Raw genomic sequence first — 6,262 nt, 5'->3', positions numbered from 1 at the left:
GGCGGTGCTGGGCTGGGCGATGGCCGACCACTACCGCACCGAGCTGATCGCCGACGCGATCCGGATGGCCGCCGGCACCGGCCTGCTCCAGAGCGGCGCCGTGTTCCACAGCGACCGCGGCTCGAACTACACCAGCGACGAGTTCGGCCGGTTCCTGACCGGCCTGGACATCCGCCGCTCGGTCGGCCGCACCGGCGTCTGCTGGGACAACGCGATGGCCGAGTCGTTCTTCAGCGTGATCAAGAACGAATGGCTGCACCGCTTCGTCTTCACCACCCGGGCCAAGGCGAGAAGCCAGGTCATCCGCTATATCGAAGGGTTCTACAACCGTCGGCGCCTGCACTCGGCGCTCGGCTACCGGCCACCCCTGGAGGTTCTCAACGAGGCCCTTTCAACCCCAGCGGCCGCATAGGCTGCACTCATAACACGGCTGTCCGGAATCACCGTGGCCCCTCAGAGGTAATGAGACCGACAGGCCCAGACAAACCGGACATCGTCTGTCGATTTCCGAAGTCGGCTGCACGGATGTCCGCACTCGCCTGCACAAAGTGCCTGACCGCTATCTGATGCTGGTGGAACAGTCACGTTTCTGGTGGTCGATCCTTCCGCCGGGGTGACGGTGGACGGTCATCGGGCCCCAACGCCGCCGAGATCTTGCCCGCCCGCATCGCGCCATCGGCATCGGCCAGCAGCTCCCGATACGCGGCCGGCAACATCGAAACCTTGCCGCCTGGCGCTGGTCGCGGACGAGCTTGTGGTGGCCATCCACATGGAGAAGGTGCGCGGCTGGTGGCCTTCGCCGCGGAGTACGGCTTGGCGGACCGCTTACAGTGCCGGGTGCGTGGGGGTTATCCTCGGGGGCCCTTGTAGCTGATGGCGGCGTCCACGCCGTCACCGCCGTTCCGCCGAGCCCGATAGGAGTCGCCGTTCGGGACCATGAAGGAGCCGCCCGCGGCGCGCCTGCCGACCGCGGGGACGTGGCTGCTGAGTCGGAGGTAATACCAAGCGTGACCAGGATCCTTATCGGTGCACCGGGAGTCCGGGACGCGGATCCGGGTCGCCTTGCGGACACAGATCTCGACCCGGGGGTCGTAGTCGACCTCGGTCATCTCATAGCGGCCCTGGCCGCCCTTCTCGGGTGCTCGATAGCGGTAGTAGTAGTCGTCAGGCATCTTCGTCAAGGCGTCCTCGGTCTTCTCACCCGCCGCGGGGATGTGGACGCTCAGGGCGCCCATGGGGAAGTAGCGCAGCGCGAACCCGGGGAGAGCGTCGTCACAGGAGCGGTACGACACCCGGACCGTGGTCCTCCGGTCGACACAGACCTCCACATAAGACGGCGGATCTGTCTCTTCGTGCTCGGCCTCTACCTCGTGCGTTGGCACCTGAGGGGTTGGTGTGGGTGTGGGCCGGGCTCGGTTCACCTCTTGGGTGCACGACGAGATCAGTACTAACAGAGGCAGGGCAAGGCAGGTGAGAGCTCGAGACGGAGACACTCATCCAGGATGGGGGATGCGGGTGGACCGGGTCAGCGGAAGCCGAGGATCTTCAGGGACTCTTGGCCGCGCGTTCGAGGACGCGGTAGACCGTGGCGCGGCCGACGGAGAAGACCTCCATCAGCTCAGCGATGGTGTACTCGCCAGTGCCGTGCATGCGCACGAGCTCGGCTTGCTGGCGAGGGGACAACTTGGGCTGCTTCCCGCGGAGCCTGCCCTTGGCGCGGACGATGGGCATGCCTTCGCGTGTGCGCATGCGCAGCAGGTCGACTGCACTCCCGAAAGCCGAGATGGTCGCGGATCTCGCCGCGATGACGCTCGATCGTCCGGCCTGACCAGTCGTACAGGCCCAGGCTGCTGGCCGACGTCTTGGTCTGCTTCGCGACGTAGTCAACCACCTCGTCAGGGAACTCGGCTCGCCCGCGCGGGAACCGCCCGTGCTGGGTGAAGTCACTTCAGCAACAGCGCGAAGGCCAGACGGGTGCCTTCCTGCTTTGCATTGACCAGGTCGACCTCATCGGTCAGCACCGTCCAGTGCTCGATGAGTTCATCCTTGCCAAGCGGCGGACGTTCCATGCCCATAGATCCGCAGTGGGCCCTTCGGCATTACAGAAGGTCAGGCTGGGGATCTTCGAGGTTTAGCGGCCCATGACACATCGGTTAACGGCACCCCAAGAAGGAGATCCGCGCCCGCCAGGCCGCGACCGGCGAGGCGTACAGCGCGGCCGCTCGTGCCCTCGACCGTGACCAGGGTCGTGCCTCCTTGGGTGTCGCCGCCGCCCGCGACGCCGGCGTCACCTGGGAGGCCCTCGCCCCGGTGCTACGGGTCGGCGACCGCCGCGCCGCCCAGCGCCGTCACGCCCGCCTGCTGCAGGCCGTCGCTCGCGACCGCCAGGCCCTCGACGCAGGCGAGGGCCTGGACGTCCCCCAGGACGTCCAGGACGCCTCTCAAGACGTCCCTGGGCCCGTGGGGCGGGGCTGGGACGACAGCGATCTGTGCCTATGGCGCGAGGACGGAGAATGGAGCCTGCAAGGCCCCGACGGCGTGATCGAGGTGTACGGATTCGGCTTCCTCGGCACCATCACCGCCCGGAATGTGACCGGCGCCAAGGCCGCCGCCGCGACCGCCGTCGAGGAACTGACCGGCCGCACGGTGACCGGCTGGGACCAGGACGAGTCCAGCCGCTCCATCCACGGCACATCGTCCTGGTTCCCATGTACGGAAACCCCGTGAGGTGTCAATAAGCGTCACCCCAGCTCAACGCCAACACCACGGCGCCGAGCTCGGCGCCAGCGAGGCCTCCGCGGCCGCCACGGTGCGGAGCGCTATCCCTGGTCAGAACCGCGCGGGCAGCGGCGCCGAAGCACATGTCGCTATTGACACGATGGTCATCAACCTCCCAACCCCGCTGTGGTTGCAGGGCGCGACCCTAACCGCTTCAACGCGACGATCTCAACCTGTGGGCTTCAGGGTGACGGTGGTGGTCGCCGTTGGGATGGGGTCGGTCGCGTCCGCTCGGTCGTAGACGCCGACCGCCCATGCCCCCGGACGCGATCTGGTCTCCTCGACCAGCTTCTTCAGGGCACCGGGCTGTCGTCTCAGGGGAATCTGCAGGTATTTGCTGTCGGTGTCGGCGGGCAGGACCCAGACCTCGATCTGTTGCGTGCGCTCCAACCATCCGGACGACACCGACTCCTTGCTCGAGTGACTGCTCGCGCCCTTCTGGCCACACCGTCTCGCGCCTCCGCCAGCACCGCCTTCCCGCCGGATGATCACCCACGCCTTTGGGTCGGTGCAGACGATCGTGTACGAGGTGAAGAAACTTAACGGCCGGAACTTCACGGTCTTGCCGGCGGGCATGGTGGCGGACGACCGGCTCGCGATCAATGGAGCGGGGGGCACGGCTCGCGTGTCTTCGGGCGGCAGACTAGGCGCCGCCGATGCCGTTACCCTCGCCAGCGGCTGTTCCGCCACATGGGCCGTACCCACCCAGACGCCCTGAACCCCCAAGAAGACGGTGGCGGCCGCGCCGAGGCCTGCGAGCGTGAAACCTGCCCTCCTGCGCCGTTTGGTGCGGCGGCCCCGTCGGACAATCTGCTGCACGTCAGGAGAGCCCGAGGCCACTCGCTCGACCAGAGCCGCGCGCAATTGCTCTTCGGTGTAGCTCATCGTTCCACCTCCGCTGGCTGGATTTCCGGATCGACGCGGAGCCGTTTCAGTGCGCGGCCGAGCTGCGTCTTGACCGTTCCGAGCGAGCATCCGAGCACCTCGGCACACTGGGTCAGCGTCAATTGTTCGAAGTAGTGCAGCACGACGATCGCCCGCTGCCTCTTCGACAACCCGCCGATGGCGGCCAGGAGCGCCTGCCGCCGTTCCACCTCGGAGGTGAAGTCGTGGGGGTCGGGATGGTCGAGCGCGTCCACGGAGGGCAGCTCATTGCGCCATTTCCGGCGCCACCAGGAGATGTGGGTGTTCACGACGATCCGATACACGTAGGAATCGGGGTTGGTCTTGATCCGTCCCCACGCCACCCATGCTTTGGCCAGTGCGGTCTGCACAACATCTTCAGCGGTCGCAAGGTCTCCCGTGAGCAGGAAGGCCGAATGTCGTAACCGGTCGTAGCGATGCACCACGAAGCTTTCGAAACCATCGTCCATCCATGAACTCCGTCCTCAAGATGTCATAGGCATTGACGCGATGGAGGGTCGGTTCCGGATGACAGCGAGTCCCGAGTTTCGTGAGGAGACGAGCCGGCGTGGCTACTGGCGATGTGTTGAGTCTCGGTCGTCCGCCACCCTATGGCCGAAGTCCGGGGCCGCTAGCTCGGGCGACAACGCCCGCGACGAAACCGCGGTGACGCTGTCCACGCTCATCCCCGAGGCCGGCGACTGGCTCGGCTACCGCTACGACAGGGGCGACTGCTGGGACGAGCCGACGTACGAGGACGCCCCGTACACCGAACAGTCCCTCGCCCAGTTGGCCCTGGCCGCCACCGCGCAAGAGCTGGCCGACTTCCTGATCGGCTTCGTGGCGGTCTGGTCGGACTACAACCCGCGTCCGGTCGAGGACGCGGCCCGGTTCGTCAGGCGGGCCCAGGAACTGCTCGACCGGGCGGTGATCGTGGAGAAGGTCGGCGGCGCCTCGTGGGAGGACATCGGGGACACCCTGGAGATCACCCGGCAGTCCGCCCACGCCAAGTTCCTCAAGGTCACCGAGGAGTGGGAGGAAGCGGTCAAGCGCCCGATCGTCACCGATGAGATGTACGGGATCAGCGGCGGGCTGGAGACGCGCACCTACAACCGGATGCCCGCCGGAACCGCCACGCCAGACGAGACGGCCGCTTACCTGGACAAGTGGGCGCTCGCGCACGCCCAGGCCGACGGCCGCGACGTTGGCGAGCGTCCGGTGTCCGGCGGGCGGGCGCGGATGACGCCCCTGGTCGAGATGATGAGTTTGTCGAGCGGCCCGCTGTTCGACGAGTTCGCCTCTCCGCCCCCGCACCTCCTGGCAGAGATCTCGCAGCGGGCCCGCGCCCCTCGCGGGACGCCAAGAAGCACGCCGCCGCCGCGCGCCAGAAGGCCGCCACCTACCGGGCCCAGGACGCCCACACCAAGTCGATCGCCGAAACCCAGGCTCCGGACCAGCACGCGGGCGAGCACGAACGGCGCTGGCCCAAGGAGATCTGGGGCCCGTACCGGACCTTCCCCGACCTGGCCACCGCGCGCGACTGGTGCGCCCACTGCAACGTCTGGATCGGCACTGTCACTGAGGCCGGCGACGACCCGCCATCACGCTCCTGACCACCACCGCGCTGCGAGGGACGGAAGGTTTAGTTACGAACTGCACGGTAGCTGCCGCTCCTGGTCGTACCGAGGGCACTGGCGGTAGTAGCTGGTGTCGAGATTGCGACTCGGGGTGGGTCGGCCATGCTGGGGCGCCAGCCCGACCAGTAGCGGGTGTTGTAGGTGTTGCACAGCGGCGCCCGGACGAATCCGTGGGTGTGGCAGTGATCCCATACGCGGGCCCGCGCGGTCATGCAGCTCGCACACATGAACTGCGAGGCCGCAGGCCAGCCCTCGCGGCCGGCGCGGTCCGCGAGGTAGCGGCGCTCCCGCAGCTCGCCACGGTAGATCACGGCGTCCGCGCTACTGCCTTTCGGGCCGTAGACGGTGAACGTGCGGGTGAACTCTCCGCGCTGATCCACGAGCACCTCTCCGACAAGCTCGAACCATCCGCCGGAGTCCTCCTCCCCGTGGTGCGTTCCCAGGCAAACGCAATCGTACTGGAGACCTTCGGCCGCCTGGCAGCTCCGGTTGCACCGCGACAGCTTGGACATGTCCCGGCACAGCACGACGTGGCCGTAGCGGTCGATGGCCGCCATCACCAGCCTGTTCAGGCAATTGCGCGGCAGATGCCAATACTCCCGGTCGTCGACGCGGAGACGGCCGATGCCCACGGTGCGACGCAGCCATGGGAGGTCATTCTCCCTCTTCGGGAGCTTGGCGATGACCTTCCCCTTTTTCCGTGGGAGCCAGATCAGCGCCGCCCCCGGTGGCATGACCACGCGGCCGTCCACGACGCGAACCTTGGGAAAGCAACCGTCCATGGCGGCACAGTGACAGGCAGGTCTGACAATTTGTGGTTGAGAAAATGCGTTCCGTAGTTGGGTCGACGCAAGTTCAGGCGATCGCCAGGCCACGCGACCGCGCCCCGGTCCGCTGGCGTGGTGCCGACCGGCGAAGAAAAGGGGGCGTCCCGGAAACGGTCG

Annotated in this window: 9 protein-coding genes and 1 pseudogene; 3 read left to right on the top strand and 7 right to left on the bottom strand. The window is 67.2% G+C overall.

Features of this window, described 5'->3' with window-relative positions; translation table 11 throughout:
• A partial coding sequence (locus ETD85_RS24990) for an integrase core domain-containing protein (protein ID WP_138692211.1) occupies positions 1-412 on the top strand: 412 nt, incomplete at its 5' end.
• 436 nt (positions 413-848) lie between these two features.
• Here ETD85_RS24990 and ETD85_RS24985 read toward each other — a convergent pair.
• From ETD85_RS24985 to ETD85_RS66915, 4 genes and pseudogenes are all read right to left on the bottom strand, one after another.
• Entirely contained in the window at positions 849-1,292 is a 444-nt protein-coding gene (locus ETD85_RS24985; protein WP_138692210.1) for a hypothetical protein, read from the bottom strand.
• Between the two features lie 253 nt (positions 1,293-1,545).
• Positions 1,546-1,749, bottom strand: coding sequence for a helix-turn-helix domain-containing protein (locus tag ETD85_RS24980; RefSeq protein WP_138692209.1), 204 nt, complete (start codon positions 1,747-1,749; stop codon positions 1,546-1,548).
• A 34-nt stretch (positions 1,750-1,783) separates the two neighbouring features.
• A pseudogene (locus ETD85_RS67550) lies at positions 1,784-1,891 on the bottom strand (hypothetical protein); the annotation flags it as partial.
• Positions 1,892-1,943: 52 nt separating this feature from the next.
• Entirely contained in the window at positions 1,944-2,069 is a 126-nt protein-coding gene (locus tag ETD85_RS66915; RefSeq protein ID WP_276617271.1) for a hypothetical protein, read from the bottom strand.
• Between the two features lie 187 nt (positions 2,070-2,256).
• Here ETD85_RS66915 and ETD85_RS24970 point away from each other — a divergent pair, with 187 nt between their 5' ends.
• Positions 2,257-2,727, top strand: a complete 471-nt coding sequence (locus tag ETD85_RS24970; RefSeq protein WP_138692207.1) for a hypothetical protein — start codon at positions 2,257-2,259, stop codon at positions 2,725-2,727.
• A 219-nt stretch (positions 2,728-2,946) separates the two neighbouring features.
• Here ETD85_RS24970 and ETD85_RS24965 read toward each other — a convergent pair whose 3' ends face one another.
• Complete coding sequence (locus ETD85_RS24965) at positions 2,947-3,663, bottom strand: hypothetical protein (protein ID WP_138692206.1); 717 nt, start codon at positions 3,661-3,663, stop codon at positions 2,947-2,949.
• Positions 3,660-4,151, bottom strand: coding sequence for a SigE family RNA polymerase sigma factor (locus ETD85_RS24960; RefSeq protein ID WP_138692205.1), 492 nt, complete (start codon positions 4,149-4,151; stop codon positions 3,660-3,662). The genes ETD85_RS24965 and ETD85_RS24960 overlap by 4 nt, the downstream gene beginning before the upstream one ends.
• 196 nt (positions 4,152-4,347) lie before the next feature.
• On the opposite strand from ETD85_RS24960, the gene ETD85_RS24955 reads away from it, so the two are divergent.
• The gene (locus ETD85_RS24955) at positions 4,348-5,382 is read left to right on the top strand and encodes a hypothetical protein (RefSeq protein ID WP_138692204.1); all 1,035 of its coding nucleotides are present in this window, start codon (positions 4,348-4,350) and stop codon (positions 5,380-5,382) included.
• Here the strand turns inward: ETD85_RS24955 and ETD85_RS24950 are convergent.
• Entirely contained in the window at positions 5,324-6,070 is a 747-nt protein-coding gene (locus tag ETD85_RS24950; protein ID WP_206058552.1) for an endonuclease domain-containing protein, read from the bottom strand. The two genes, ETD85_RS24955 and ETD85_RS24950, sit on opposite strands and share 59 nt — an antisense overlap.
• Between the last annotated feature and the right edge of the window lie 192 nt (positions 6,071-6,262).

The sequence above is a fragment of the Nonomuraea zeae genome, from assembly GCF_005889725.1.
GTDB classification, from domain to species: Bacteria; Actinomycetota; Actinomycetes; order Streptosporangiales; family Streptosporangiaceae; genus Nonomuraea; species Nonomuraea zeae.
Note: the sequence above shows the minus strand (reverse complement) of the source record. Positions and strands in the feature narration are given on the sequence as shown.